The 25,178-nt window shown below is 66.1% G+C and carries 22 protein-coding genes and 3 pseudogenes; 9 read left to right on the top strand and 16 right to left on the bottom strand.

The genetic code is table 11. The features are described from left to right. Positions 1-35: 35 nt before the first annotated feature. The 3 genes from FCN77_RS05205 to FCN77_RS05195 all read right to left on the bottom strand — a co-directional run bounded on the left by FCN77_RS05205 (position 36) and on the right by FCN77_RS05195 (position 2,703). Positions 36-653 carry a DUF1326 domain-containing protein gene (locus FCN77_RS05205; RefSeq protein WP_137321408.1) on the bottom strand — a complete coding sequence of 206 codons (618 nt, stop codon included), beginning with the start codon at positions 651-653 and terminating at the stop codon, positions 36-38. 189 nt (positions 654-842) lie between these two features. Further along, positions 843-2,201 carry an MFS transporter gene (locus tag FCN77_RS05200; RefSeq protein ID WP_137321407.1) on the bottom strand — a complete coding sequence of 453 codons (1,359 nt, stop codon included), beginning with the start codon at positions 2,199-2,201 and terminating at the stop codon, positions 843-845. 160 nt (positions 2,202-2,361) lie between these two features. Then, positions 2,362-2,703 (bottom strand): cupin domain-containing protein, encoded by a 342-nt coding sequence (locus FCN77_RS05195; protein WP_137321406.1) that lies wholly within the window; start codon positions 2,701-2,703, stop codon positions 2,362-2,364. Positions 2,704-2,966: 263 nt separating this feature from the next. On the opposite strand from FCN77_RS05195, the gene ctaD reads away from it, so the two are divergent. Next, positions 2,967-4,718, top strand: coding sequence for a cytochrome c oxidase subunit I (ctaD, locus tag FCN77_RS05190; RefSeq protein ID WP_137321405.1), 1,752 nt, complete (start codon positions 2,967-2,969; stop codon positions 4,716-4,718). Positions 4,719-4,722: 4 nt separating this feature from the next. On the opposite strand, the gene FCN77_RS05185 is transcribed toward ctaD, so the two are convergent. From FCN77_RS05185 to FCN77_RS05170, 4 genes are read right to left on the bottom strand one after another with little or no spacing between them, the layout of a single operon-like run. Continuing rightward, on the bottom strand, positions 4,723-5,748 hold the full coding sequence (locus FCN77_RS05185) for a LacI family DNA-binding transcriptional regulator (protein ID WP_137321404.1): 1,026 nt from the start codon (positions 5,746-5,748) through the stop codon (positions 4,723-4,725). A 39-nt stretch (positions 5,749-5,787) separates the two neighbouring features. Beyond that, complete coding sequence (locus FCN77_RS05180) at positions 5,788-6,537, bottom strand: cupin domain-containing protein (RefSeq protein ID WP_137321403.1); 750 nt, start codon at positions 6,535-6,537, stop codon at positions 5,788-5,790. A gap of 3 nt (positions 6,538-6,540) precedes the next feature. Then, positions 6,541-7,545, bottom strand: a complete 1,005-nt coding sequence (locus tag FCN77_RS05175) for a PmoA family protein (protein WP_137321402.1) — start codon at positions 7,543-7,545, stop codon at positions 6,541-6,543. A 26-nt stretch (positions 7,546-7,571) separates the two neighbouring features. Beyond that, complete coding sequence (locus FCN77_RS05170) at positions 7,572-8,693, bottom strand: Gfo/Idh/MocA family protein (RefSeq protein WP_137321401.1); 1,122 nt, start codon at positions 8,691-8,693, stop codon at positions 7,572-7,574. Between the two features lie 221 nt (positions 8,694-8,914). On the opposite strand from FCN77_RS05170, the gene FCN77_RS05165 reads away from it, so the two are divergent. Then, on the top strand, positions 8,915-11,329 hold the full coding sequence (locus FCN77_RS05165) for a glycoside hydrolase family 3 N-terminal domain-containing protein (RefSeq protein ID WP_137321400.1): 2,415 nt from the start codon (positions 8,915-8,917) through the stop codon (positions 11,327-11,329). On the opposite strand, the gene FCN77_RS05160 is transcribed toward FCN77_RS05165, so the two are convergent. After that, positions 11,266-12,261, bottom strand: a complete 996-nt coding sequence (locus FCN77_RS05160) for a squalene cyclase (RefSeq protein ID WP_137321399.1) — start codon at positions 12,259-12,261, stop codon at positions 11,266-11,268. The two genes, FCN77_RS05165 and FCN77_RS05160, sit on opposite strands and share 64 nt — an antisense overlap. 30 nt (positions 12,262-12,291) lie before the next feature. On the opposite strand from FCN77_RS05160, the pseudogene FCN77_RS05155 reads away from it, so the two are divergent. The 3 genes and pseudogenes from FCN77_RS05155 to FCN77_RS05145 form a co-directional block, all read left to right on the top strand. Further along, positions 12,292-12,417, top strand: a pseudogene (locus tag FCN77_RS05155) (DUF2975 domain-containing protein); the annotation flags it as partial. After that, positions 12,417-12,617 (top strand): annotated as a pseudogene (locus FCN77_RS05150) (helix-turn-helix domain-containing protein); the annotation flags it as partial. The pseudogenes FCN77_RS05155 and FCN77_RS05150, both read left to right, overlap by 1 nt. A gap of 119 nt (positions 12,618-12,736) precedes the next feature. Beyond that, positions 12,737-13,060, top strand: a complete 324-nt coding sequence (locus FCN77_RS05145; RefSeq protein ID WP_137321398.1) for a hypothetical protein — start codon at positions 12,737-12,739, stop codon at positions 13,058-13,060. Positions 13,061-13,120: 60 nt separating this feature from the next. On the opposite strand, the gene FCN77_RS05140 is transcribed toward FCN77_RS05145, so the two are convergent. Further along, positions 13,121-13,489 (bottom strand): VOC family protein, encoded by a 369-nt coding sequence (locus tag FCN77_RS05140; protein ID WP_137321397.1) that lies wholly within the window; start codon positions 13,487-13,489, stop codon positions 13,121-13,123. A gap of 63 nt (positions 13,490-13,552) precedes the next feature. Here FCN77_RS05140 and FCN77_RS05135 point away from each other — a divergent pair. Next, positions 13,553-13,998 (top strand): annotated as a pseudogene (locus FCN77_RS05135) (MarR family winged helix-turn-helix transcriptional regulator). A gap of 42 nt (positions 13,999-14,040) precedes the next feature. On the opposite strand, the gene FCN77_RS25830 reads toward FCN77_RS05135, so the two are convergent. Further along, complete coding sequence (locus FCN77_RS25830; protein WP_175417145.1) at positions 14,041-14,298, bottom strand: hypothetical protein; 258 nt, start codon at positions 14,296-14,298, stop codon at positions 14,041-14,043. A 39-nt stretch (positions 14,299-14,337) separates the two neighbouring features. Continuing rightward, positions 14,338-14,859 carry a DUF3592 domain-containing protein gene (locus tag FCN77_RS05125; RefSeq protein WP_254678854.1) on the bottom strand — a complete coding sequence of 174 codons (522 nt, stop codon included), beginning with the start codon at positions 14,857-14,859 and terminating at the stop codon, positions 14,338-14,340. Between the two features lie 60 nt (positions 14,860-14,919). Between FCN77_RS05125 and FCN77_RS05120 the strand changes: the two genes are divergently transcribed. Then, positions 14,920-15,417, top strand: a complete 498-nt coding sequence (locus FCN77_RS05120; RefSeq protein WP_137321396.1) for a DinB family protein — start codon at positions 14,920-14,922, stop codon at positions 15,415-15,417. A 270-nt stretch (positions 15,418-15,687) separates the two neighbouring features. After that, complete coding sequence (locus FCN77_RS05115; RefSeq protein ID WP_254678853.1) at positions 15,688-17,169, top strand: amidohydrolase family protein; 1,482 nt, start codon at positions 15,688-15,690, stop codon at positions 17,167-17,169. Here FCN77_RS05115 and FCN77_RS05110 read toward each other — a convergent pair. Genes FCN77_RS05110 through FCN77_RS05090 form a run of 5 tightly spaced genes read right to left on the bottom strand, consistent with a single transcriptional unit; the run spans position 17,111 to position 23,652 of the window. Beyond that, the gene (locus tag FCN77_RS05110; protein WP_137321395.1) at positions 17,111-17,875 is read right to left on the bottom strand and encodes a DUF624 domain-containing protein; all 765 of its coding nucleotides are present in this window, start codon (positions 17,873-17,875) and stop codon (positions 17,111-17,113) included. The genes FCN77_RS05115 and FCN77_RS05110 overlap by 59 nt on opposite strands. A gap of 58 nt (positions 17,876-17,933) precedes the next feature. Then, positions 17,934-19,568 carry an extracellular solute-binding protein gene (locus FCN77_RS05105; protein ID WP_254678852.1) on the bottom strand — a complete coding sequence of 545 codons (1,635 nt, stop codon included), beginning with the start codon at positions 19,566-19,568 and terminating at the stop codon, positions 17,934-17,936. Positions 19,569-19,588: 20 nt separating this feature from the next. Then, positions 19,589-20,530 (bottom strand): carbohydrate ABC transporter permease, encoded by a 942-nt coding sequence (locus FCN77_RS05100; protein WP_254678851.1) that lies wholly within the window; start codon positions 20,528-20,530, stop codon positions 19,589-19,591. 11 nt (positions 20,531-20,541) lie between these two features. Beyond that, positions 20,542-21,549, bottom strand: coding sequence for a sugar ABC transporter permease (locus FCN77_RS05095; RefSeq protein WP_137321394.1), 1,008 nt, complete (start codon positions 21,547-21,549; stop codon positions 20,542-20,544). Positions 21,550-21,561: 12 nt separating this feature from the next. Further along, positions 21,562-23,652, bottom strand: a complete 2,091-nt coding sequence (locus FCN77_RS05090; RefSeq protein ID WP_137321393.1) for a beta-galactosidase — start codon at positions 23,650-23,652, stop codon at positions 21,562-21,564. A gap of 377 nt (positions 23,653-24,029) precedes the next feature. On the opposite strand from FCN77_RS05090, the gene FCN77_RS05085 reads away from it, so the two are divergent. Beyond that, positions 24,030-25,133, top strand: coding sequence for a glycerophosphodiester phosphodiesterase family protein (locus tag FCN77_RS05085; protein ID WP_137321392.1), 1,104 nt, complete (start codon positions 24,030-24,032; stop codon positions 25,131-25,133). Positions 25,134-25,178: the final 45 nt, after the last annotated feature.

The following is a 25,178-nucleotide window of genomic DNA, read 5'->3' as shown; positions in this document are numbered from 1 at the left end:
CTAAACAGCCTCCGATGATACATCGGCCGGCCGCACTAGCCCCGGCCCTTTGGGGCGCCCTCGGCCATCTCACTTGCGAAGGTGAAGTCCGCGGTCTCGCCGTAGACGCCGTCGAAGTCCAGGCCAAAGAGGTCGGAGTGACCCGGTCCCTTTCCGATCCGGAACTCCGGAGCGAAGCCGAACATCGCGTTCTTCTCGGTGGTGAAACCGCCGTCCGGCCCCAGCAGCGGCTCGAATGTGAAGTCAGCGCGCCCGGCGACCGAACCCGACGGCCCGTCGCCATCGGAGAACGTGACGCTCGCACGCTCAACTCCTAACCATTCTCCGTACAGCGCCGCAAAATCCGCGAACGGTCCGCCTGCCTCACCATGAAGGATGGTTTCCAAGGCGCCGGCCTGCGCGTCCGACGCACCGTCATCGACAACCACTCCCACTTTCCAGCCGCCTGCGCTGAGGTTCGACGGGAACCAGTTGCAGAAGGCGAAGGCCGTGCCCGACAGATCGGTATCATCGAGTTTTCCACTCGCGATGTTGAACACAGCCACGCCGCGGCACTCGCCGTTCGGTCCGGTGGGCGTACCGTCCACAGGGCATGGGCAGATCAGCTGGCAATTACATTGGGCAACATACTTTCCAGAAATTTCCCAGGACACAGGATCCTCCTTGCTGGCGCCGTGGCCAAGCAGAAGCGGCCCAGATCCAGCGCCGAACATACTTTTGGGACGGGGCGGAATGCCCCGTTAAGGCCGACGGTATTCCCGCGCAATCCGGGTGTCAATATGCCGTGAATTCGAGGAAACGGGGCGCCCGACGGGGCGCCATATTTGCCCTCTCCGGCTAGCTTATTTCCGTTCCCGCCACAGCAGCGTCACGCCAAAAGCGACGGCGCCGAGCACCAGCATGGTGAGCACCATGAGTCCCCAGTTGGCCTGGTTCACGCCGCTGCCGTAGAAGATGCCGATCAGCACCGTGGCCGTGATGGCGCCGAGGTAGCGGCAGGTCTGGAAGATGCCCGCGGCCACTCCGCGCTCGTGCGGCTGGGTGGAGACGTACATGCCCTGGCTGGAGGCGATGCTCACCACGCTCCACGGAATGCCCATCAGTGCGGTGAGTGCCAGCACCAGCGGGATGGCGAAGGATGCGGTCAGCAGCCACATCATCCCGGCGGCGGCCACAAGCAGCAGCACCCCGGCGATCAGCACCCGCCGCACCCCGAAGCGTTCGATCGCGCGCACCGCGAACGGCGTCGCGATCACGGACATTGCTGCCAGCGGCAGCATGAGGAGACCCACGACGCCGGGATCGTAGCCTGCCGCTTCCTGCAGCAGCTGCGGCAGGCCGAAGAAGGCGAAGTAGTAGATGCCGTTGAAAACCGCGAAGCCCAGGTAGACCAGCAGCAGCGGCCTGTTCCGCCCCAGTAGCCGGAGGTCCAGGAACGGCGGGCTGAACCGTAGCTCGCGCCAGACGAAGAGGGCAGCCAGCACGGTTCCGCCCGCGAGCAGCCACCACCGCGCGTCCGGCAGCACGTTCAGCAGGGCCATCATGATGAGCATCAGCGATCCGACGAAGCCCAGGATGCCGGGGATGTCCGAGTCGCGCAGCAGTTCGGAGGCCCGGCCGCGTTCCCGGGCCTCATCCGCCGGGGCGAACTTCCGGACAACGAACAGGGCCCCAAGGGACAAGGGCACGTTGATCACGAACAGCGCCTGCCAGCCCACCAGGCTCACCAGCAGCCCGCCCACCACCGGGCCCACCGCCGCTGCAGAGGTGTTGGCCATCTGGATCCGGCCAAGCGGCCGGGTGGACTTCACCTTCGCCGTCTTGGCCAGTTCCCCGACGATGACGACGCCGCTCGGGTATGCGGTGGCGGTGCCGAGGGCCATGAACGCCCGGGCGACGCAGAGCAGGGCGAAGTTTGGCGCGAAGGGCGCCAGGGTACACGTCACCGCCACCAGCGCCATCCCCATGGTGAACAGGCGCCGCGGCCCGAACCGGTCCGCCAGCCGGCCCATCAGCGGCTGGCCGGCCGCGGAGGTGAGGTAGAAGGCGGTGATCACCCAGGTGACCGTGGCGACGTCGAGCCCGAAATCCGCGCGCAGCACCACCAGGGCGACGGCGATCATGGAGGAGTTCAGCGGGTTCAGCGATGTGCCCAGGCTGAGGCCGGCGACGGCGAGGGCGGTTCGGGGTTTGTTGCTCACGGAAACAGTCTGTCCCACGTGGGCGCCGGAGGCCGATTTCCGTTACGGGACTGGCGTGGCACGGCCCCGCCCCCAACTAGGTAGCAGCAGGTGTCGTTTTGAGCGCTCATAACGACACCTGCTGCTACCTAGTTGGGCTTGGGCAGAGCCGGCGGAGACCTCAGCCCTGCTTCGAACCCTTCGCCACGGTGAACAGGAACGTCGAGTCCTCTTCCGCCTCCAGGCTGTGCAGCCCGTCCGGGACGATCAGCAGGTCGCCGGGCTTTCCGTCCCACGAATCCTCCCCGGAACGCAGCCGGAGGCTTCCTTGCAAGACGAAAACCGTGGCGTCGCCCGGGTTCTGGTGCTCGCTCAGCTGTGTGCCGGCCTTGAGTGCCATGACGGTCTGCCGGAGCACCTTCTCGTGGCCGCCATAGACGGTGTCGGCAGCCCGTCCGTTGCCCGCGGCAAGGGCAGCCGCCAGCTGTTGCCGGGCCAACGCGTCGATCGATATTTTCTGCATGAGGCCACGGTACTCATAAGGACCTTCGGGCGGTATAGGCCGGTGGACCTGCCCTGCACAAGCGCGCATAACGGCCTTGCAGCCTGCGCGTGCCGGCGAGCCACCACAAGCTATGGACAGCACGGCCCGGCGTCAGTAAATTCGAAGAAGATCCCACCTCCCGCGTGGAGGCGATCTTCCTGCCGGCCGTTGTGCACAGCCGGCAGGGACGAGCTGCTGAAGCCACACGGCGGCACTGGATGCACGACGGGAAAGAGCCGGTCATGGCCACTTATGATTACGCTTCCGGAACTGCGGCGCCCACCGCTTACCCCCAGGTGGTCCCGAAGCGCAAGGGACGCCTGGTGGTCAACTGGATCACAACAACTGACCACAAGACCATCGGGTACATGTACCTGATCGCGTCCTTCGTGTTCTTCTGCTTCGGCGGCGTCATGGCGCTGCTGATCCGTGCCGAACTGTTCGAGCCCGGCATGCAGATCCTGCAGACCAAGGAGCAGTACAACCAGCTGTTCACCATGCACGGCACCGTCATGCTGCTGATGTTCGCTACGCCGCTGTTCGCCGGCTTTGCCAACGTCATCATGCCGCTGCAGATCGGCGCACCGGACGTCGCCTTCCCGCGGCTGAACGCACTGGCTTTCTGGTTCTTCCTCTTCGGGTCCACCATCGCCGTCTCCGGCTTCATCACCCCGCAGGGCGCCGCCTCGTTCGGCTGGTTTGCCTACGCACCGCTGAACAACACCACATTCACCCCCGGCGTGGGAGGTGACCTGTGGGTCTTCGGCCTCGCGCTCTCGGGCTTCGGCACCATCCTCGGCGCCGTCAACTTCATCACCACCATCATCTGCATGCGCGCCCCGGGCATGACCATGTGGCGCATGCCGATCTTCACCTGGAACACGCTGGCCACGGCCATCCTGGTGATCATGGCTTTCCCGCCGCTGGCAGCAGCCCTGTTCGCCCTCGGCGCGGACCGCCGCTTTGGTGCCCACATCTACGATCCCGAGAACGGCGGCGCCATCCTGTGGCAGCACCTGTTCTGGTTCTTCGGCCACCCCGAGGTGTACATCATCGCCCTGCCGTTCTTCGGCATCGTCACCGAGATCTTCCCGGTCTTCAGCCGCAAGCCGATCTTCGGCTACAAGGGCCTGGTGTACGCAACCATTGCGATCGCCGCACTGTCCGTGACCGTGTGGGCACACCACATGTACGTGACCGGATCGGTCCTGCTGCCGTTCTTCTCCTTCATGACGATGCTGATCGCCGTACCTACCGGCGTGAAGTTCTTCAACTGGATCGGCACCATGTGGGGCGGCTCCCTCACCTTTGAAACACCCATGCTGTGGAGCATCGGCTTCCTGGCGACCTTCCTGTTCGGCGGCCTGACCGGCATCATCCTGTCCTCCCCGCCGCTGGACTTCCACGTCTCGGACACCTACTTCGTGGTGGCCCACTTCCACTACGTGGTGTTCGGCACCGTGGTGTTCGCGATGTTCGCAGGCTTCTACTTCTGGTGGCCGAAATGGACCGGCAAGATGCTCAACGAGCGCCTCGGCAAGATCCACTTCTGGATGCTCTTCCTCGGCTTCCACGGCACGTTCCTGATCCAGCACTGGCTCGGCGTCATGGGCATGCCCCGCCGCTACGCGGATTACATGCCGCAGGACAACTTCGAATGGATGAACCAGTTCTCCACCATCTCCTCCTACCTTCTCGGTGCCTCGCTGATCCCGTTCTTCTGGAACGTCTACATCACCTGGCGCAGCAACGAGAAGGTTCAGGTGGACGACCCGTGGGGCTTCGGTGCTTCGTTGGAGTGGGCAACGTCCTGCCCGCCGCCGCGCCACAACTTCACGTCGCTGCCGCGCATCCGTTCGGAACGCCCCGCCCTGGACCTCCACCACCCGGAGCTCCGGATCCGCGAAAACGAGACCACCCATTCACCTGCGGCCGACGTTGTCGGCGCCGCAGACATCGGGGAGAAAGGCGTCCGGAATCCGAATCCGGACTAGTAACCTACGCCTTCCGGGGCGCCGCGGTGGACCCGCGGACAACCAGTTCCGTCCCCAGTTCGATCCGCTGCGGAAGTTCCTCGTCCCCGTCCAGGTGCCGGAGCAGGGCGCGCATGGCGGCCTCGGCCATCTGGACCACGGGCTGGCGGATGGTAGTCAGCCCCGGCTCGATCCACTCGGCCGCCGGGATGTCGTCAAAGCCGATGATGCTCAGGTCTTCGGGGATGCTGAGTCCCAGTTTCCGCGCGGCACGGTAGGCGCCCAGGGCCTGGGCATCGTTACCCGTGAAGATCGCCGTGGGCCGGTCAGCCAGCTCCAGCAGTTTCCGCGTCCCGGCCTCACCGGACTCGATGGAGAAATCACCGGGCACCATCAGCGCAGGATCCACGGCCACGCCCGCCCGCCGCAGCGCGGAAAGGTACCCGTCCTCCCGTGCACTGCTGCACTGCAAATCTTCGCGGCCGCCGATCATGCCGATCCGGCGGTGTCCCAGCTGCAGCAGGTGCTCGGTGGCTGAATGGGCGCCGTCCCAGTTGGCAGCCCCAACCGTCATAAGGTCCGGCCCGGGCTGGCCCACGGGGTCAATGAGCACCACCGGGATCCCCAGCGACTTAATGCGCTGGATCTGCTTGGAGTCCAGCTCGTAGACCGCCATCAGGAGCCCGTCCGATTTCCGCTCGGCCAGGTTCGCCAGCCACGGCCGGATCCGCGAACCGTCCAGGTTCAGGCTGCTCACCACCGTGCCGTACCCGGCATCCTGCGCCACGCGCTCCACGCCCTCGATGATTTCCAGGGCCCATTCCGACCCGAGCCCGGGGAACACCAGGTCAATCAGGCCGGCCTTCTGCTTCCGCTTGGCCGGGCGGCGCGCATAGTCACGCCGGGCGATGATCTCCTCCACCCGGGCGCGCGTCTCCGCCGCCACATGGGCGTGGCCGTTCAGCACTTTGGAAACGGTCGGGACCGAGACGCCGGCCTCCCTGGCAATCTCACTGATCGTCGCGCGCCCAGTATCCTGTTTGCTCACCACGGAACCCACCTTCCAGCCGGGACGGGCCCCTGCGGGCCGCTAGTTATCGGAAAGTTCCCAAGTCTGGATACGGCCGCACATGCCGTAGATCCTGCGGGTTTCCCGTTTTCCCATGGTAGTCCGCGCTTCCTGCAGATAGAAACTTTCGGCCGCGTCCAGAGAGCGCAACTGCTGGCGCGTTACCTCCGCCTGCCGCGCCGCTCCCCCGGCCAGGAATTCCGCCCATGTGCCGGTCTTGGAACCCACCAGCCGCGCCGCCGCCGCATGGAACTCCGCAAGCGCACCGGGCCCGGATTCCAGCACCGCCTCCTTGAGCGCAAAGTACCCTTCCAGCGCCAGATCACGACGACGGCGGGCGGCTTCCTCCGCGGCCGGGACTCCGCGGTCGGCGTCCTTGTGTTCAAGCGCCGCCGCACGGCGATACGCTTCGGGGTCCGTCAGGTGCTCCGGCGGGAACGTCATCACGGCGTCGCCGTTTTCCGGCAGCCCGGCGTTCTGCATGAGCACCAGGACCAACAGGTCGCCCGAGTCGTTGATGGCCCGGTGCACGGTGCCGGGCGTGAACCATAGCACCACGCCCGGCGCCAGCGCGGTGGAGGTGAACCCGCGCGAATCCAGGGTCTCCAGCCGGCCGGTCCCCGCCTGCACCACGTACGCCTCAGCGGAGGCAGTGTGCAGGTGTGGCGTGCCGCCGGCGGCGCCGTCCGCACCCGGCCAGTCGTAGATGCTGACCTCGGACAACGCGGTGGCGCCGGGAAATGTGGTGGCCCCGGGTAAGGAAGAGACCATGGTTCAGGACCAGCTCTCCAGCGCAGCCCGGGCCGCATCAGCCAGCGCCGCGGCGGAGTCCCCATCCAAGGAACCGTCCGCGATCACCACGGCATAGCGGTACGTGATGGGCTGGCCTTCGCGCAGCGGCACCACCTCGCTGAAGAACGGCGCGGAACCCAGGCAGGCGAACATCGACGAGCGGGCGAACCACTGGTTGGGTGCGCCGGGGTTGGAGCCATCTTCCGCGAACAGGACGGTGGAGGAGCGGCAGCTGCCGTCGTGCTGGCCGGTGAACGCAATCCACGGTGAGCGGGTCCCCATGAATTCGTCCGTACCGGTGCCCTGCCCGGAGCGGAACTCGCCGCCCGTGAAGGACCGGGGCCCGCGCCAGAACAGCCCGCCGTAGCCGGCGTTGTCCCGGCCCTCGGTGGTGGGGCTGCCGATGCCGATCTCCGCACCGGACATATTGCTCATGGTGGTCTCGAACAGCAGCGCCCAGCCGCCCGCCGGCACACCGGGAACATCCAGCAGCCGGATGTTGAAGCGGCGCTGCTCGGCGATCAGCGGCCGGCCGTCCTGGCCGGACCAGCGCAGGGATTCCGACGCCGTGATCCCGGCACCGGAGGCATCGATCGCCGTGAACGCCTCATGGGCCATGGCCCCGTTGTTGTCCAGATTGGCGTAGCCGGTGGCCCGGGTGTACGTAGCACCACCCCAGAAGTTGTGGTCCCCCACATTGGGCAGCGCCCAGGACAGGCCCTTGTGCCAGACGTGGTCCCAGGGCCGGGAGATGGTCACCTCGTCGCCCGCCAGAGTGGTGACCGGGTGGAAGAACGGCCGCGGGCTTTCGTACTGATCGTCGGTGGGCTGGTACGTGTACTTGGCAATCTGCTGGCCGCCGACCGTGAAGGTGAGGGCGGCGCCGTCGTCGGAATAGCTCAGCTGTGTGGCTTCGAAGGCGGTGCTTACGGCGGTGCTTACGGCGGTGGTGGTTGCTGTGGCGGTGGTTGCTGCGGGGCTGGTCATGGGAGTCTCCAAAAAGTCAGGACGGGTCAGGCGAGGGCGGTCGAGGCAAAGGCTGTTGAGTCCAGGACCCGGGTGCCCAGGCCCTCGCCGTCCATGCCGGTGTAGAAGCTGTGGCCGGGCACGATCTCGCCGCGCCGCACGGGTTTGCCGGTGAAGGCGGAGGCGTAGATCGCGGCAGCGAACTCCAGGGTCTGCCGCGCAGAGTCCGCGCCGGCCGGAACGGGCTGCCCGGCGTCGAGCGCGTCATACATGGCCAGGAACTGGGCCGAGTGGCCGCTGCCGCGTTCCAGCGGCTGGCCTTCCCATGCCTCGCGGACCGGATCCTCGTGGCCGGGAGCGGGAGTGACGGACCAGTTGTTGGTGGCGTAACCGTACAGATGGCTCAGCTCCACGGTGGCGAACTCGCAGTCGATCCGGATGTCCGAGGTCTCCCGCGGGGACAGCAGCGAGTTGATGACGGTGGCCACCGCCCCGTTCTCGAAGCGGACCAGTGCCGCGGACAGGTCCTCGGTGGAGGTGGCGCGGGCCTGCCGGGAAGCAATGGCCGTGACCTCGGCCCACGGCCCCAGCAGGTGTAGCAGCAGGTCGAACTGGTGGATGCCGTGGCCCATGGTGGGGCCACCGCCTTCCGCGTTCCAGGTGCCCCGCCACGGCAGGTCGAAGTAGCTGTCCGGGCGGTACCAGAGCGTATCGCAGCGGGCCACCAGCGGCCGGCCGAAATCGCTGGCCCCGATCAGGGACCGCGCTGCGGCGGAGGCGTCGCCGAAGCGGTGCTGGAAGACGCAGGAGAACTCTGCGCCGCCTCGTGTTTGGGCGGTCTCCAGCCGGTCAAAGTCCGCCAGGGACAGGGCCGGCGGCTTCTCCGAGAGCACATGCACGCCGGCTTCCAGGCACTCGATGGCCTGGTCGATGTGCATCATGGGCGGGGTGCACAGGTGCACGATGTCCGGCTTGGCTTCGGCCAGCAGCTCAGTGAGGTTCTGGTAGCGGCCGGCGATGGCGTGCTCATCGCAGAAGGCCTGCAGCCGGGACTCGTCCACATCGCAGGCTGCAACCATTTCCGCACGGCCGCCGGTCCGGGCCAGGTTGTCCGCATGCACCGCCGCGATGCCGCCCGTTCCCACGATGGCCACTTTGTACGTCCGCATCTGAAATTCTCCGCCTTTGCAGTCAATCATCGGGCTTGCTCCGGATTCTCCGAAACTTTCTAAAGTGCCTCAGAACTTTCCGAGACAGTTTCGGGGCCACGCAGCCCCGGTTCTTCAACCGTAGGAACTGCAATACCGGTAAGTCAATGCTTTCCCACCCTAGAAAGTAAATATAAATTTCTGATAGTTTCTAAGAAACACTTCCAACCGTAGGAGAACCCGTGAGCAGCGGTGCCGCCGAAAAGCAAGTACTCCCCTTCGCCGCCGGGCCGGACGCCGTCGAACGCCTCATCCGTGAGATGACCCTCGAGGAGAAGGCCGCCCAACTGGTGGGCGTCTGGGTGAACGCCTCCACGGACGGCGACTCGGTGGCGCCGCTGCAGAGCCAGATGGCCGGCGATGCCCGCTCATGGGATGACGTGATCTCCCACGGGCTGGGCCAGATCACCCGCATGTACGGCACCACCCCGCTGGAACCTTTGGAGGGCGCGCGGCGCCTGGCCGCCGCTCAGGAACAGATCATGGCCGCGTCCCGCTTCGGCATTCCCGCCCAGGTGCACGAGGAATGCCTGGCCGGGCTGGCCGCCTGGAAAGCCACAGCCTTCCCCGTGCCGCTGGCCTGGGGCGCCACTTTCAACCCGGCCCTGGTCCGCGAAATGGCCGGCCGGATCGGCGCCAGCATGCGCGCCCTCGGCGTGCACCAGGGCCTTGCCCCGGTGCTGGACGTGGTCCGCGACCTGCGCTGGGGCCGCGTGGAGGAAACCATCGGCGAGGACCCCTATCTGGTGGGCACCGTGGCCACCGCGTATGTGCAGGGCCTGGAGTCCGAGGGGATTGTGGCCACGCTCAAGCACTTTGTGGGCTACTCCGCCTCCCGCGCCGGCCGCAACCACGCCCCGGTCTCCATGGGCCCGCGCGAACTGGCCGACGTGATGCTGCCGCCGTTCGAGATGGCCATCAAGCACGGCCGCGCCCGGTCCGTGATGCACGCCTACACCGATACCGACGGCGTGCCGGCAGCCGCCAACCGCGCCCTGCTCACCGCACTGCTCCGCGAGGAATGGGGCTTCGCCGGAACGGTGGTGGCCGACTACTTCGGAGTCGCCTTCCTGAACGTCACCCACGGCGTGGCCGCCGATTCCGGCGACGCTGCGGTGCTGGCACTCGAGGCGGGGGTCGACGTCGAACTCCCCACCGTGAACTGCTACGGCGAGCCGCTGCTTCAGCGGGTCCGCGAAGGTGCGCTGGACGAATCGGTGATCGACACGGCGCTGCGCCGGGTCCTCACCCAGAAGCTGGAAGCCGGCCTGCTCTCCCCCGAGTTCGATCCCGTGCCGCCGGCACTGGCCGCCGGTCCGATCGACCTGGACCCTCCCTTGAACCGCGGCCTCGCGCGCCTGATCGCACAGCAGTCGCTGGTGCTGCTGAGCAACGGGACGTTCGACGGCGGCCCTGCGCTGCCGCTGCCCGCTGCCGCGTTGGGTTCGCTTGGGGTGGTGGGGCCGCTGGCCGAGGATCCGTTCGCGATGCTGGGCTGCTACTCGTTCGACGCGCACGTGGGTGCCTCCCACCCCGACGTGCCCATGGGCATTTCCGTGCCCACCGTGGCCCAGGCCGCCGCCCGCCGCTTCGGCGCAGTGCGCAGCTCGGCCACAGGCACCTGCGAGGCAGCCACCCCCGAGCAGATCTCCCAGGCCTGCGCGGTCGCTGCATCCGTGGACACTGTGGTGGTTGTGGTGGGTGACAACGCCGGGCTGTTCGGCCGCGGCACCTCGGGCGAGGGCAACGACGCCGCCGACCTCCGCCTTCCCGGTGACCAGCACGCCATGCTGGACCGGGTCCTCACGGCTGCTGCGGCCGCCGGAACCCGGGTTGTGGTTGTGGTCCTGAGCGGCCGGCCCTACGCACTGGGCGACTTCGCCGAGCGTGCCGACGCGATCGTCCAGGGGTTCTTCCCCGGAGAGGAAGGCGCCGACGCGCTCTGGGACGTGCTCACCGGCGTCGTCAATCCCTCCGGCAAACTGCCGGTGTCCGTTCCCCGCACCCCGGGCGGGCAGCCGGGCACGTACCTGCAGAGCCGGCTGGCCGGCCCCACTGGCGTCAGCGCCCTGGACCCGTCACCGCTCTACGGCTTTGGCCACGGCCTGTCCTATACCTCGTTCGAGTTCTCAGGCCATCTGGCCAGCGCGCCCACCATATCGACGTCGGACGCGGTCACCGTGAGCTGCACCGTCACCAATACGGGGTCTGTTGATGGTGCCGAAGTGGTGCAGCTGTACCTGGCGGACCCGGTGGGCGAAGTGGTCCGGCCGGTGCGCGAGCTGATCGGCTACGCGCGCGTGGAACTGGCCGCCGGAGCCTCGGCCACGGTGGAGTTCACGGTCCACGCGGACCGCACGTCCTTCACCGGCCTGGACCTGGAGCGCATCGTGGCGCCGGGTCTGGTGAAGCTCCATCTGGCCACGTCCAGCACGGCTGATGTGCATACGCACGAGCTGATCCTGCACGGCCCGCGGCGCGTGGCGGGCTTCGAGCGGGAGATGCTCACGCCGGTCACGGTGACCCCTCTGGTTCAACCGGCTCCCCTTTTTGCGTTTGGCGCGCCGTCCCACCAGGCGAGGACACGCGTGCCGTAGAACGTGAGCCACTTTGACGGCTCGCCGGGTGCCACGTCCACGTCGAACCACACCCGTCCGGGATGGCGGCGCTCCTGCAGCCAGGTGCCGTCGGGGCGGCGGGCGGCGCGGATCGCCCCGACCGCCTCCGTGAGCCGCGGATCGGGGTCGGCGCCGTCGTGCAGCGCGGCCGTCCGGAAATAGTCGGCCCCGCTGAGCGCGTTGTAGATCCAGCGGAACGGGTAGGCCAACCGGGTCACCCATGGCCCGACGAGCTCGCCCGTGGACAGTGTGTGGAGCAGCCGGCGCTGCAGCAGGTACTCCTCGCCGGCCCGGCGGGCAGCGCGCAGGGCGTCGCTGCCGCCGGTCGCGGCCTCGTAGTACAGGAGCCCCTTTAGCGAGTTGAGCGTGGAATGGAAGGACGAACGGGTGGAACCGTCCACCCACTCGCAGTTCCAGCCGCCGTCGGCCATTCGGTGGTCCAGGAACCATTGGGCAATTCCGGAGACATCCGCCCCGAGCCAAACCCCGTTGGCCAGCGTGTAGGCGTTGATGCAGGCGTCCACTTCGCCGCCCCAATACGGCAGGTCGTCATACTCCCAGCGGGAGTTCGCGGCGAGCAGTTCCGCCGTGCCGGCCAGGGCGGCGGCATCGAGGCCCCAGTCGCGGAGCGTGTTGAGCGTCCACGTCGTCGCGGTCCACGGCTGCCCCGCACCCTCGGCCGTCTCGGGGCCCTGGAAGTCGAAGTCGCGGGGGAAGTATGCTCCCCCTGCCCACTGGCCGTCCGGGTCCTGCAGGGCGAGCAGCCGCGCCCCGAACCCTTCCGTCGCGATGCGGCCCCGGCTCGCACTCCACACCTCACGCGGGGCGCCCGAGAGGTCGCGCTCGACCTGCCAGCGCAGTGCCGGGTCGGAGTCAAGCAACCAGTCGAGCAGAGCTGGGTTCACGGTCATCGTCGGCAGGCTACCACTGTTCCCCGCGCGGGGGCAGGTGTGCTGGTCGCCGGAGTGGCCTTGGTCGTTGTCGTACTCCGCATGCTGCTGGCGCAGGCGGTGGCCCGCGACGCCGAAGCCAAACACCCCCGGGACGAACTGGACGAGGTGATCTGATGCCGATCTTCGTCGACATCGATGTGATGCTGGCCAAGCGCAAAATGCCCGTGGGCACGCTCGCGGAGCGGGTGGGCATCACGCCCGCCAACCTGGCGGTGCTCAAGAACGGCCGGGCCAAAGCGGTGCGCTTCACCACCCTCGAGGCACTCTGCGAGGCGCTGGAGTGCCAGCCGGGAGACCTGCTGCGCTGGGAGCCGGAGGATCCGGCGGACGCCAGTGCAGCAGCAACGGACGACGGCGGGCGGCCGCTGACGGAGTTCGGCTTGTGCCTGCCGCCCGTGGGCCTGGGCCGCTGGATTCGCGGGATAATGGAACCATGACGGACCAGGATCAGGACCGGGACCCTTGGGAAGAGTTCGACAGACTCAAGCCCGCAGGTCCCGACCGCGTCGAGGGATACCCCGGCGGTGAACCTATGGGCTTCGGCTTCCGGACGGGAGTGCGCAGCGCAAGGGTGGCGTTCGGTTTCGCCGTGTACACACTGGCCCTGGGAACGGTGCTCGTGCTTCTCGGGGTTGCCTTCTTCATCAGCGAAAGCCAATGGCTGATGCTCGGACTCATGGTGTTGATCGAGGCCGTCTTCGTGTTTGCCTTCAGCCGGCTGGTGCAGCAGGCCCGCAACCGGCGCTCCGCCCTGTAGACCAGCAGGTGGTGATTCGCCACCCATTCATCGGCTCATATGGACCCGCCGTTCACCGTTTTAGGCGCCATCATGGATGGTGATCCGATAGCCGTCCGGATCGGCGAATGTGAACGTCCGGCCGAAAGGCCCGTCGATTGGCGCCGACGTAATGGTGGTGCCGGAAGCAACAAGTGCATCGTGGAGTTCCTGGGCGTCCGTGGCTCTTAGCCAGACGGCAACTCCTTCGCCGGGCTGGCCGATCGCATCGAGGTCAGTCCCGGGCAAAGGGTTTCGGACCGCAAACGGGACGGGACGCGTTTCGAAAACGACGGCGTGGGGTGGGCCGGCCTTGGAGGGCGTCAGCCCCAGATGATGCTCGTAGAACCATGCCGAGCGCTCCAGATCGCGGACCTGCAGGGAAATGAAATCGGGACCGATAGCGGCCATTACCTCTACCTCCTATGTGTGTCAGTACATTGACACAAGGGGAGACTATGTCAGAATATTGACATGAGTCAAGAAGACGCCGGCGTGGATCTGGACAAGTCGCCGGGATACCTCCTCAAGCAGGCGCACAGCGCCCTGCGGTCCGCACTGGACGGCGCATTGCGCCCCAGCGGCATGACAGTTCCGCAGTATGCCTGCCTTGAGCTCCTCGCTCAGCGGCCCGGGTTGTCGAATTCCGATCTGGCCCGGGGGCCTTCGTGTCCCGCCAGTCGATGAACGTGCTCCTGCAGACGCTCGAAAGGGAGGGTCTCGCCTCCCGCCCGGCGCAAGCACCGGCAGGTCGCGTTCTCCCCGTCCAGCTCACACCTCTTGGTCGACAGCGGTTGGAAGCTGCCAGTGCTGCCGTCAGGTCGGTTGAAAAGCAGATGCTCCAGGGACTCAAGTCCAACGATCAAGCAGAATTAATGCGCCTGCTTAATGCCTGCATCAGCGCCCTGTCGGAGCCCTGAGCGCCGGACCCGGCGACGCTGCATGCGGCTGGACACCGGCACCTACTTCACCCCGCCCACCTTCTGGAGCCAGCCGGCCAGGATCGGCAGGACGACCGAACTGTGCATCACGCCGAGATGGTCCAGGCCGGGAAGCACGTGCACGTCCCAGCCGGCGGCGATGAGTTCGTCCTGGTGTGCGGCGAGGGGCGCGGCGTCAGCCGTCGCATGGCGGCTCCAGCCGGACGGGCAGCAGCAGCGCCGGCCCGTCCCCGTGAATCGTGACAGTGATGGCCGAGCCGTCGTGGAGGACAGCTTCAACAGTTTCAGCCCTGTCGATCCCTCACCTTTCAGGTGGCGTTATCCGGTTCGCTTCCGTCGGTCCTTCCTTCGGCCCAGCAGGTAGCGAAGGGCAAGGAATACACCGATTCCCCCGAAAATGGCCGTCAGGAAGATGCCCAGTCCCCTAAAAAATACACCGTCGCTTTCAAACCCAAGTACAGTCGCCTGGCTCGGGTCCAGCGCCCGGTAAACCACCGTGACCTCCTCGCCAACCACAGGGTGCTGGTCATGGTCAACGGTTGCCCAGGTGAAATGGGCCGATCCGTCGGTGGACTGAAACTCCACTTTGATGTCGCGCTCGGAAGCTTTCGATACATCATCAAATTGAACGATCGTTCCCGTGACACGCTCCCCTGCCTGCACCAGCTCCGCGTCGGTGTTTATCTGGTGACTGCCAACGCCGATCAGCACGGGTCCGAGGCAGAGGACCAGCGCGGTCACCACGAGGTTCGCCCGCATTCCCACTGACATTTTCGGCTTGCTGTTCACAGGCTTCGGATGGGCAGGCTTGCGGTTCACAGAGGCGTCAGACGAGGTCACGCCCCCATTCTGCCGCAGCCCACCTGTAGCCCATGGCATTCCTCCTTGCTAGGCTCCCACATGTCCTCCCTGCCCGTGACTTTCGCCGACGACGTCATCCACCAACCAGCGCGCGCCCAGTTCGACGCTTTCCTGAACGAGCACCGCGTCGCCCTCAACGACTGCCTGAATGGGCTAACCGAGGAACAGGCCCGCCGGCGGTTGGTTCCTTCCCGCACCACCCTGCTGGGCCTGGTAAAGCACGCAACCTTCGTCGAGAAAGTCTGGTTCGACGAGGCCATCACCTGCAGGTCGCGCGGCGAGATCGGCATCCCTTCGACGCCCGACGAGTCCTTCATCCTGGACGACAGCGACACCATCGCCTCCATCCAGCAGGCACACCGCGAGGCCTGCGAAGCGTCCCGACTCGCTGCAGCCTCCTTGGGACTCGACGATCTGGTGCTCGGCAACCGACGCGGCCCGCTGCCGCTGCGCTGGGTCTACCTGCACATGCTGCGGGAGCTGGCTCAACACTGCGGCCACGCGGACATCCTGCGCGAACAGGTCCTCAGCCCGTAGCGTTCCCGGCCACGCCAATGCCAGGGCGCGGCACCTCCAGAAGCACATTTGGAATACCAAACCTCCGAGCCGTCAACCACCGGCCTGACGCAGCCGGGGGCCGTAAGGCCGAGAATCGGCCAGGCAGACCATTATCTGTCTGGAATATGAGATCGCCGGCACATTGCGCGGCGACTAAGGCATTAAGGGCTATTCGGATTTTGGAATACCAAGTAACGTTCTAAGGGCAAACCGCCCCTTGCTCCCCGGGCGGCCTTCCCCAAGGAGACAATGATGTGCCTTCACGACCACACCTCAGCCCCGCAGCCCCCGGCTGACGTCCCGCGCCGCGGCATCCTGGCCGGTGCCGCCGCCCTCGCCGGCATCTCTGTTGCGACTATCGCCGCCCAGCTCGGCGGGGCTTCGGCGGCGCATGCCGCAGACCGGCCTTCCGGGCCCGACTACCACGGCAGCCCCATCTCCCCCCAGCCCCTGATCATCGAGGGCGGCACCATCGTGGATCCCAAGACCGGAGACGCCGTCGCGGACGGCGTGCTGGTGCTCGACGGCGGCAAAGTCGCCGCCGTCGGTACCCGGGACTCCACGCGGAAGGCGGTGGCCGCCGTCGCCGGCCGTGCGCGTGTGCTCAACGCCGCCGGGCGCTGGGTACTCCCCGGGCTCATCGACGTGCACGTCCACGCCAATGCCTTGGCCGATGCCCGCGCCATCCTGCAGGGCGGCGCCACCAGTGTCAGGAGCGGATCCACCAGCTTCTACCAGGACGTCGCGCTTGCGGCGCTCCCCGGGTGGGCCCCGGGCGTGTCGCCACGCATGCTGCCCGCAGGGCTGTTCATCTCGCCGGAGCTCGGCGACTCCCTCCTGTCAGACCCGGATCTCGCGCCGCTGGCCACCCTGTCCGGGGGCGTCAAGGAGACGAGAGACCTGGCCTACCTGACCCGGGTCAACCTCAAGCGCGGCGCCGAAGTCATCAAGACCCGTGCCAATCCCCGCGCCGGGCTGCCGGAACAGGACCCCCGTGAGCTGGTCTACAACTACGAGCAGCTCTCTGCCGTGGTCAAGGCGGCCAACGGCGCGGGCGTCCTGTGCCACGCCTACAGCGCCGAGGGGATCGACGGCGCTGTCCGCGCCGGGGTGCGCAGCGTCGAGCACGGCGTCTTCGTCACCGAGAAAACCATCTCCGAGATGGCCCGCCGCGGGACCTACTTCACGCCGACTATGGATGCCATCACCGGCATGGCAAGCTCGGCCAATCCGATCCTCGCTGCCCGCGGCAAGGAGTACACGCCGATCCTCCAGGCTGCGGTGCGCGCCGCGCACGAGGCAGGCGTGACGATCGTTGCCGGCACCGACTCCTTCGGTACCGATGTGACCCCCATCGGTACAGAAGCACGCCTGCTCGCCGAGGCCGGGCTCTCGCCGCTGGAGGCCCTGCGGTCCGCGACGGTCCATGCTGCCCGCCTGCTCGGCTGGGGCGAGAACGCCGGCCGGCTGGTCCGCGGTTCCTTCGCCGACGTGATCGTGGTGGACGCCGATCCCCTGGCAGACGCCTCGGCCCTGGAGAAGGTCACCACCGTAGTGGCCCAGGGGCACTGGTCCGCAACGGGCTCTAGGCAACGGAAGGCCGGACTCCGGGCGTGCAACGCCGCCCGGAGTCCGGCCGGCTTCTTTATTGCGCCTGCTCTAGTCCGTCGCTCTATTCCGCCCGCGCCGCGGCCTCCCGCACCGAATCACGCACCGACTCCCGCACCGTGAACTTCCCCTCAACGAACCGCAGCAGCGGCCGGGAGTTCAGGCAGGTCAGGAACATCACCAAGCCGGCGATCACAGCCATCAGCCCCGCGGTGGTGGCCGTGAGCAGGAAGGCCGTGATGAACAGGATCCCGGCATTGCCCAGCGAGACCCGCTTCCGCGCGCCCAGGCTGTACAGCGACAGCCGGTACAGGTCCCGCGTCCGGAAGGTGAACCGCGACAGCAGCAGCATGGCCGTGACACCGGCAGTGGCCACCAGCAGTCCCAGCCCCAGCAGCCCGATCCGTGCGGCTGACAGGGCGGGGCTCCCGGCGTCGGGCGTTCCGGGAAGAAGCAAAAGATTGACGACGACGGCGGCCAGCACCGCCACGTACGGCAGCCACACCGCGAGCGCCTGCCGGAAGTTGGCCCGGTAGCCACGGACGAAGTCGCGGAACACCCCGGTTTCCTCACCGGCCAGCAACCGGTTGAAGGCGTATGCCGCGGCCACCAGGGACGGGCCCACCGGCACGAACGCCACGAGCAGGACGCCGGCGGCCGGCAGGGCAGAACCGCCGGCAACGCTGACCAGCACCGGAGCCAGCACGGGAGCCAGCACCAGCAGGATGTTGCTGAACACCAGCAGCACATCGCCCACCATCACGCTGTAAACCGTGGTGGCCGCCCTGAACAGCGGGCCGGAGCCGTACTCCGCTTTCTTCTGTTCCACTGCTGCCTCTCCCCTAATCAACCCGCGTGCACCGGGCCCGGCCTGTGGCCGTCGGCCGTTAGCTACTTCTTCTCTGCGTACGCCTTGTACGCCTTGTTCGCCAGCTCAACGTACTTGGACTGCCCTTGGCGTCGAGCTCCTTGACGTAGGCGTCGAACTCGCTGAGGTTCCGCTGGCCGGTGATGAACTTCAGGGTGTTCTGCTTGACGTGGTCCTTCAGCGGGGTGAGCACCAGGGTGGCCTGTTCGCGGTCCGCATCGCTGAACGGCACCGGTGGCGCCACGGCCTTGGGCGTCTTGCTCTTCATCGCCTTCTGGAACGCCAGTTCTTCCTCGTTGAAAGTGGACTGCAGCAGGTCCGTGGTGCCGCCGTAGGCAAAGTTGCCGCCGGAGAATCCGTAATCCACGCGCAGGTCCTTGGTGCCGGACGGGTTCAGGCCCTGGAAGTTGATGTCCTTGGCCAGGACCCGCTTGCCGTTCTCCTTGGTGAACGTGGTCCCTTCCACGCCCCACTTGGAGAACTCCTGTCCTGCGTCGCTGTAGAACAGCCAGTCGATGAACTGGATCAGCGCCACAAAGCTGTCCTTGCCCTTCACGGACGCGTTCAGCATGATGCCGTTCTCCAGCCGCGAGCCGCCGATGATGTCCCCGTCCGGGCCGCCCGGCACCGTAATCTTGCCCACGGCAAAGTTCCCTTTACCCAGGGACTGTTCCATGGAGGTGCGGTAGGTGATGATGTTCTGCGAGTTCGCGCTGATCACAAACGACTTGCCGGAGACGAACTTCTGGATGGCGGAATCGTCCGTCTGGGTGAAGCTCTCCGGGTCCATGAGGCCCTCAGCCACCAGCGAGTTGAAGTAAGTCACCAGCTCCTTGAATTTCTGCGACCCGGCGCCAAACTCGAATTCCTTCTTGGACTCGTCGAAGCTCAGGCCGTCCACCAAGCCCCAGCCGGCCACCGTACCGAAGGCGTTGCCCGCGATGTTGAGCACGCTGTCGCCCTTGAACCGGTCGGAGAAGGGCACGACATCGGGATAAGCCTTCTTGAGCGAACGCAGCACTTCGCGGACCTCATCCCAGGTCTTGGGCTCCTTAATGCCTTCCTTCTCGAGGATGTCTTTGCGGAACGCCAGCGAGTAGTCCGGCCACAGCTCCTCGTGCAGGCCCGGCAGCACGTAGTACTTGCCGTCCTCCTGGGTGAGGCCGGCGATCTCCGGCTCCAGCTTCCATTTCTTGACCTTGTCCTGGAAATGCGGCATCAGGTCCACGTAGTCGCTGACCGGCAGCACGGCGCCGGAGGACACGTAGGCCGATTCCTGGCCGGGGTAGGTCTTGGCGATGATCTCCGGGGCGTTGCCGGAGCTGATGAGCAGGCTGCGCTTCTGCTCGTAGTCGCTGAACGGTACCACCGTGGTATCGAGGGTGACGTTGTTATCGCTGGCCATCGTGGTGAACAGCAGCCAGTCCTTCTTGTACGGGTACGTGGGTTGGTCGCTGAAGAGGAAGCTGAACGTCAGCGGCGCCGTCGCCTTGAACGTGTCCCCTACCCCGAAGCTGTCCATGGCCCCGGTGCGGGACTTGGACGTGTCCACTTTGGCGGATTCGGAATCGCAGCTGGTCAGCATCAGGCCGATGGTGACAACGGACGCAAGGCCGAGAAAGTCTCGTCTGCGGAGCTCTCGTTTGGGGATCATTGGATGTCCTTTCTTAGGGGTTATTCCTTGACGGAACCGAGCATGACGCCCGAGAAGAAGTACTTCTGGACGAACGGGTAGACGCACAGAATGGGGATGACGGTGAGGACGATGGTGACCGACTGGATGTTGGCGGCGATCTGGCCGACGTTTTCCGCGGTGCCTCCCGCGGAGCCGGCTGTGGTAACGCCGGCGATCATGTTGCGCAGGTAGATGGTCACCGGGAACAGCCCGGGCTTGTCCAGGTACAGGAAGGCCTGGAACCAGGAATTCCAGTTGGCCACCGCGTAGAACAGCACCATCGTGGCCACAATGGCCTTGCTGAGCGGGAGGACCACCTTGAAGAGCACCCCGTACTGGGTGAGCCCGTCGATGGCGGCGGCTTCCTCCAGTTCCCGGGGCATGTTCTCGAAGAAGGACTTCATGATCAGCAGGTTGAAGACGCTGATGGCGTTGGGCAGCACCACGGCCCAGATGGAGTCCCGCATCCCCAGCGAGCTGATCAGCACGTAGTTGGGGATCAGTCCGCCGTTGAAGAACATGGTGAACACCGCAATGCCGATGAAGAAGCCGCGGCCCTTGAGGTCCTTCTTGGCGATGGCGTAGGCGAACGTGGTGGTCAGGACCATGGAGATGGCCGTAGCCACCACCGTGTAGAGGACCGTGTTGCCGTAGTTGTTCCAAAAGGTGGAGTCCGCCAGGATCAGCTTGTAGGTCTCCACGTTGAAGCCGCGCGGGAACAGGTTGACCTGCCCGGAGTTGATGAACCCTTCGCTGGAGAAGGACTGGGCCATGATGTTCAGGAACGGGTACATCGTCAGGAACACCACCGCCAGCAGGAACACCAGGTTGAAGATCCGGAAGGCCTTCATCCCGCGTGATTCCTTCATGTCCTTCAACAGGACACCGGTTTCTTTCTTGGCTGGCTTGAAACCGGCCCGGTTCAGGAGTTTTCCCTCCATGTTTGCCCCTTTCACCACAGGCTCGTTCCGGCGAGGCGCTTGGAGATGGCGTTCGCGGAGAGGATCAGCGTGAGGCCGATGACGGATTCGAACATTCCGATCGCGGCCGCGTAGCTGAAGTTGCTGGACTCCAGGCCCACCCGGTACAGGTAGGTGGAGATGACATCGGAGGTTTCATAGTTGAGCGGGTTGTAGATCAGCAGGATCTTTTCGAAACCCACCGCCATGAACGTGCCGATATTCAGTATCAGCAGCGTGATGATGGTGGGCCGTATGGCCGGCAGCGTCACGTGCCAGGTTTGCTGCCACCGGTTTGCACCGTCGATCCGTGCCGCCTCATACAGCGACTCGTCCACGCGGGTCAGTGCGGCGAGGTAGAGGATGGCGCCCCAGCCCATGGTCTGCCAGACCTCGGAGCTGATGTACATGGGGCGGAACCAGCCGGCGTCCTGGGTGAAGTTCACCGTGGTGCCGAACAGCGTGCTGGCGATCTGGTTGACCGTGCCCGTCATGGAGAAGTTCTGCAGGATCATGCCGGCGATGATCACCACCGACATGAAGTGCGGCAGGTACGCCACGGTCTGCACGAACTTCTTGAATTTCTGCGAGCGCAGTTCGTTCAGCATCAGCGCGAAGATGATGGGCATGGGGAAGCAGAACAGCAGCGTCAGCACGCCCAGGACGATGGTGTTCTGGAACGCCTGCCAGAAGCTCGGATCATTGATGAACAGGGTGACGTACTTCAGGCCCACCCACTTCTCCCCGAAGATGCTGCCGCCAGGCTGGAACTGCCGGAACGCGATCACGTTCCCGGCCATGGGCAGGTACCGGAACACCGCGAAATACAGCAGTGGTAGCGCTAACAAGGTGTACAAACGCCAGTCCCTTTTGAGCGCCAGCTTCCAGCCGCCGGGCTTGTTCCCGGGCTTCCGGGACTTGTCGCGTTTGCCGGGCCTGCCGTGTTTGCCGGACGGGTTCCCCGCGACCGCCTCGGGAGGAGCTTCCAGTCGCATTGCCATGGTGGTTCCCTCCTATCGTTCGGATTCGCCGGGGACGGATTCTTCAGCGCCGGATTCTTCGGCGCCGGATTCCTGGAGTACCAGCACCCCGTTGGCCGGCAGCTCAACGGTTCCCTGAAGGGGACGGCCGCTGAGCCGGTCGGTTCCCCCGCGGCCGACGTCGACACTGGCAGGACCGTCGTTGTGGTTCAGTACCAGCAGGAAGCTGCTGCCGTTGCCAGCGCGACGGCGGACCTGGACTCCCAGCGGAGCCGCCAGTTCCGGCCGGATCCCCGCCGCCTCGCGTTCGGACGCGAGCAGGGATTCCAGGAAGGTGTCGTCCACCCGCGCGGACAGGTACACGGCGGTGCCCTTTCCGAAGGAGTTGCGGGTGACCGCCGGCGTCCCGGCGAGCCGGCCTGAATCGTAAGTGGCCAGCACGTCTGCCGTCCCGGTGTGCAGGTGCTCCGTCCAGTAACTGGCTGAGGCGGTGCCGCCGTCGGCCGTTGCGAGTTTCACTTCCTCACCCTCGCCGGCGAGCGGGTGCATTTCCTCGCTCCAGGCACCGAGAACCTTGCGGAGAGCGCCGGGGTAGCCCCCCAGGCGGATGGTGTTGGACTCATCCACAATGCCGGAGAGGTAGCTGACCACCAGGCGACCGCCGTCGGACACGTAGTCCTCGAACCGCTGCGCCGCGTCATCGGTGAGCAGGTAGCTGGCCGGAAGGAGGACCAGGTTGTACTGGCCGAGGTCGCTCTTGGTGTCCACGAAGTCAACGGTGATGTTGGCGTCGAAGAGGGGGCGGTAAAGCCTGAGGACTTCCTGGGCGTAGTTCAGGTCCGAGCGGGGCGAGTTGCCCAGCTCAAGGGCCCACCAGCAGTCCCAGTCGAAGACGATGGCCACCTTGGCCCTGGAGCGCGTGCCGGTGAGCGCGCCGAGTTCCTTGAGTTCGTTGCCCAGCTGCGTGACCTCGCGGAACACCCGGGTGTTGGGGCCCGCGTGGTTGACCATGCCCGAGTGGTACCGCTCCGTGCCGCCGCTGGCCTGGCGCCACTGGAAGAAGAGGATGGAATCCGCGCCCTGGGCGATGGCCTGGTAGGAGCCCAGCCGCATCTTGCCGGGCAGCTTGGAGACGTTCACCGACCACTGGCTCACTGCACCGGTGGCCTGCTCCATGACCATCCACGGCTGGCCGTTCCGGAGGGAGCGCATCAGGTCGAAGTTCAGGGCTGCCGCCACGTGGGCGTCGGATTCACGCGGGTCCGGGTAGATGTCCAGGGCCGCGGCGTCCTCTTCGGCCGCCCACGACCAGTAGTCGTTGGTCTTGAAGAAGCGCATGAAGTTCGTGACGATGGGAAGGTCCGGAGTGTGGCGGCGCAGGATGTCCCGCTCGGCCTTGAAGTGCTCCAGCATGCTGCTGGATGTGAACCGGTGGAAATCCAGCCTGCGGGTGGGGTTGGACCAGGTCCGCGGCCGTGCCGGGGCACCCACCTGGCTCCAGTCCGAATACACCTGGCCCCAGACGTCCGCGCTCCAGGCCCGGTTCAGTTCTTCGAGCGAGGAGTACTTCTGCTGCAGCCACTCGCGGAAGGCCGCGTCCGCCCAGCGGCCGTAGGACACCGGGCCGTATTCGTTGCCCACGTGCCACATCATCAGGGCAGGGTGCTTTGCGTAGTGCTCGCCCATCCGGTCCGCGATGGCCAGCGCCTTCTTGCGGTAGACGGGGTGCGAAACGTCGAAGTGCTGGCGGGATCCGAACCCGAAGGTGGTGCCGTCAGCGAGTTCCGGCAGGATGTCCGGGTGCCGGGCGATCAGCCATGCCGGGGGAACCGCGTCCGGAGTGGCCAGGTCCACGCCGATGCCGTGCTGGTGCATCAGGTCCATGACCTCATCCAGCCAGCCGAAGTCGTACACGCCGTCGGCGGTTTCCAGCCGGCTCCAGGAGAAAACAGCCAGCGTGACCAGGTTGACGCCGGCCTCCTGCATCAGGCGGGCGTCCTCAAGCCATACCTCGCGGGGCCACTGCTCGGGGTTGTAGTCCCCGCCGTAGGCAATGCCTCCCAAGCGTTTATGCATGCGCTGGAGGCGTTCCTCCGCCATGTGCGCGTCTGGGCTGATGGTCATCGTTGTCCTTTGCTCGGCGCCTCCGTCGCACGATTTCTCCTGTGCGACCTGCATCACATGTAGAAACTATCGTAAAGTTTACGCAACCACAATGATTCTTTTGAAGAACCTGAATGTTTCACGGCTTGGCTGTTGCAGTGGCGGCACGGGATTTGGCCCGACTTTGCGGGGATTTTCGCCCGGAAAATCGACCTCCGGCCTTGGCCTGGGATTCCTGTTTCGGACGAAGTATAGAAACTATCGGGGCAAAGTCCTTGTCACAGCCATCGTTAACCCCCCGGTCAACTTCACAGTGGCGGGAGTCCATCTGGCGTGCCTAGCGTGGGCGGGTCGCCGGCGCACGGCCGGTGACCCGTCAACCAGGAGGAACCATCACCATGCGCACCATCCTGACTGCCGCGGCAGCTGCCGCCCTCATCGTCTCCCTGGCGAGCCCCGCCGTCGCCGCACCGGACGCGGAAGCCGGTACGCCGTCGTCGGGCTCCGCGCCGGCGCCTGGCACTGCTTTGGCGCCGGGCACTGCGCCATCTTCGGGCGCTGCCATCAAGACCAACGAACGCAACCGCCCCTTTGACCTGCAGTCCCACCGCGGTGGCCGCGGCCAGTGGACCGAGGAATCACTGGGTGCCTTTGCCAACTCCCTCAAGCTGGGTGTGACCACGCTGGAGCTGGACACCCACCTGACCGAGGACGGCAAAGTCATCGTCTGGCACGACGACACCATCCAGGCCACCAAGTGCCAGGACACCGCGCCGGCAACCCCGGGCGACGCCGAGTACCCCTACGTCGGTGACCGCGTGGCTGAGCTGACCCTGGCACAGGTTAAGACGCTCGATTGCGGCTTCGCGCAGTTGCCCGGCTACCCGGAGCAGGACGTCATTGAGGGCAACCGGATCGCCGAGCTCAAGGACGTATTCCAGCTGGCCCACGACTACGACGCCAGGAAGGTCCGCTTCAACGTGGAAACCAAGGTGGAGGACGGCGTGCCCGGCGGCGAGGGCATGGCCGCCCTGACCAAGGCCGCGGTCATCGAGATCTACAAGGCCGGCATGTCCGAGCGCACCAGCGTGCAGTCCTTCGACTGGTCCTCGCTGAACCTGACGAGGAAGATCGCCCCGCAGCTGCCCCTCGTGGCCCTCTCCAGCGGCGACGCCTGGACGCAGGTGGGCCAGCCCGGCGCCAGCCCGAACCTGGGCGGCATTGACATCGACACCTACGGCGGATCGCTCGCCAGCGCCGCGGCAGCCCAGGGGTACGACGCCGTCTCCCCCACGTTCAGCTCCGTCACCCCCGAGATGATCGCCGATGCCCACCAACTGGGCCTGCCCGTGATCCCGTGGACCGTCAATACCCCCGAAGACATGACACGCCTCATGGACCTCGGCGTGGACGGCATCATCACCGACTACCCCGCCCGCCTGCGCACGCTCATGGAACAACGCGGGATGAAGCTGCCGACGTCTTACGCACCGGCAGTGTAGGGAGCCGGCGGTTCAGGCGCCGGCGGTTCAGGCGACGGCGGGCGG

The sequence above is a fragment of the Arthrobacter sp. 24S4-2 genome, assembly GCF_005280255.1.
Classification (GTDB): domain Bacteria; phylum Actinomycetota; class Actinomycetes; order Actinomycetales; family Micrococcaceae; genus Arthrobacter.
Note: the sequence above shows the minus strand (reverse complement) of the source record. Positions and strands in the feature narration are given on the sequence as shown.